The 2367-nt window shown below is 45.3% G+C and carries 3 protein-coding genes; all 3 read right to left on the bottom strand.

Annotated features, from left to right (window positions below):
* Positions 1-140 precede the first annotated feature (140 nt).
* Positions 141-656 carry a TRAP transporter small permease gene (locus tag Q0882_RS16575; RefSeq protein WP_299184071.1) on the bottom strand — a complete coding sequence of 172 codons (516 nt, stop codon included), beginning with the start codon at positions 654-656 and terminating at the stop codon, positions 141-143.
* A gap of 40 nt (positions 657-696) precedes the next feature.
* On the bottom strand, positions 697-1707 hold the full coding sequence (locus Q0882_RS16570) for a TRAP transporter substrate-binding protein (protein WP_299184068.1): 1011 nt from the start codon (positions 1705-1707) through the stop codon (positions 697-699).
* 495 nt (positions 1708-2202) lie between these two features.
* A complete protein-coding gene (locus tag Q0882_RS16565) occupies positions 2203-2355 on the bottom strand; it encodes a universal stress protein (RefSeq protein WP_299184074.1) in 153 nt (50 codons plus the stop codon).
* Positions 2356-2367 lie beyond the last annotated feature (12 nt).

Genomic DNA, 2367 nt, shown 5'->3' with positions numbered 1-2367 from the left:
GCGAAACCGAAGAAGCCAACCAGACCCATCGCAAACGCGATCGGTACACGTACTACGACGATGATCAGCAGCAAAATCGCAAAACCGGTTAATGCAGTAATCATTCAGAAAATACCTGTTGAGTTTAAACAGTCCGAAAACTAGTTACGGGACGTAAACAGCAATCTATAGACGCCATATGTAATCATGGCCCCTGCAGTGACCCAGCTCATAATGGCGATATATTCAACAATATATCCCACCGGCATCTGCAGATACTCCGTCACTTCACCACGACGATTAGAACGAGCCGCTAACTCATAGATACGTACGGCAAGGAAATACAGGGAAGTGGACATCAAAAACGCAGATAGCAGACCAAGCACCTTAATCAATGTGTTACCCATCATCTTATCGAGGATATCCACAACGACATGACCGCCACGCCAGGTCACAATAGGCAGCTCTGCAAAGACAAGAATAGCGATCCCCATCTCAGTGAGTTCAGTTGTACCGTCAACAGCGTTGTCCAAAAAATACCGACCGAAAACGTCGGCACAGGTCAGCGCCATCAGGAAAAATAGTGTTAATGCCGCAATCAACTCAAGAAAAAAGGCCAGCCAAGCGACTGGCCCTTTCTCTTCGTAGTGCGCTGTAATCCAGGCACTCAAAGCCATAAAAGACTCCTACTTTGTTGCTTAATAGCGCAGTAGTTACTTACTTGTAGCTACGTGCTATCTCACGCAGTTCAGTCAGTGCAGCTTTAGCATCTACACCACGATCTGCAACAGACTCAATGAAGGCGTCATCCATGCCTTTAGTCAGTTCAACAAATTCATTAGCCAGCGCATCACCCTCTTTAACCATAGTGATGTTTACGCCTGCTTCCTGCGCAGCTTCAAGACCCGCAGCATCGCCCGCATCCCAAGCTTTACCTGCCATTGCAGACAGTTTCTCGCCAGATACGCTCATGATCGCTTCACGATCTTTAGCATCCAGGTCCGCAAGGAAATCAGGGTTCATGAACATTGCGAAACTACCCAGGTACATACCACCTGGCAGAGCTACAACATTTTTAGCAACTTCTTTCAGACGAAGAGACTTCTGCTCACCCATAGGGATGAATACACCGTCAATAACGCCCTGCTGCATCATTTCATATACTTTTGGTGCTGGTGCGCCAACCGCAGTTACGCCCATACGATGACCGATCTCACCCTGAACACCACCGCCCAGACGGATCTTCTTACCTTTCAGATCACCCAGTGAGCTAACAGGATTAGCCATGTGAATCTGACCTGGTCCGTGTGTAAACAGGCCGATTACTTCCAGACCATCATGCTCATTTGCTTTAGCGAAGTATTTCTGGTGAATTTTCCAGTGAGCTACAGATGCAGCTTCTGCACTTGTGCCCAACAGAGGCTGTTCAACAGCCTGAGTCAGCTTGAAGCGACCTGGAACATAACCGTGGTAGCTGAATGAAGCGTCAACAACGCCATCTTCTACCAGTTCAAACATTGTTTTCGGGTGGCCCATGCCGTATTCAACAGCAACTTTAACGCGGCCTTCTGTAGCTTCCTCGACCCATTTGGACCAAGTCGGCCATACTACAGCGTTCTGTGGATGTGTTGGTGGCAGCCAGCTAGCAACACGCAGAGTTGTCTCTGCAGCAGCCTGACCTGCAACGCCCATGAACAATCCAATAGCAAGAACTTTTTTTAGATTCATTATTGTTTCCTCTATTTAACCGTTTTTATTATTAAAAGCTAAATACATTAACTATCCACAATATAACCCTATAGTTTATAAGGCTACCATTGCGCGGCTCATACCCTTAACCCCTGGTGATCCTGTGCAGTTTACTGTCTACAGATGTCACTTCAGGCCATTTGATTAAAATATTAACCAATGGATATTAAATCAAGCATTTTCCGAGAAAAAGTGATCTTGCACATTATAACTTGATACTCGAAAAAACAGCAATGATACTATTTACGTATCACTTTAATTATACCCTCCTCTTTGCATGCCCTTTTTTTTCAACATTCGAACTCATCTTTAGTCTAAGAACCCCATAATGCGATACCTAAATAAAAAATAAATTCAAAAAAAACGTAACACTTAGGTCATGTTGCAGTGCAGCTTAATAAGCTATGGCATTTTTTATCTTCTTCCTACCCTTACACTGCACAATAAGACTCTGTTGCTTAACCTGCTCTTAAACTATTTTTCCAAGGGCACGATTAAGACCGGACGTTTAGAGTGCTGCATCACTTTTGTAGCGGTAGAGCCCATCAGTGCATGACCGATGCCTGAATGGGGACGTGTCCCCATCACAATCACATCTGCATCGATCTCATCCGCAGCATCAACAATCGCTTTCCAGGG

Source organism: uncultured Neptuniibacter sp. (assembly GCF_947498015.1).
Taxonomy (GTDB): Bacteria; Pseudomonadota; Gammaproteobacteria; order Pseudomonadales; family Balneatricaceae; genus Neptuniibacter.
The sequence above is the reverse complement of the archived record's forward strand: the minus strand, read 5'-3'. Positions and strand labels throughout refer to the sequence as shown.

What these genes read in the sequence shown, in the direction of transcription:
- Q0882_RS16570 (WP_299184068.1), bottom strand. Translation starts at nt 1,707, where the DNA reads ATGAATCTAAAAAAAGTTCTTGCTATTGGATTGTTCATGGGCGTTGCA.
- Q0882_RS16575 (WP_299184071.1), bottom strand. Translation starts at nt 656, where the DNA reads ATGGCTTTGAGTGCCTGGATTACAGCGCACTACGAAGAGAAAGGGCCA.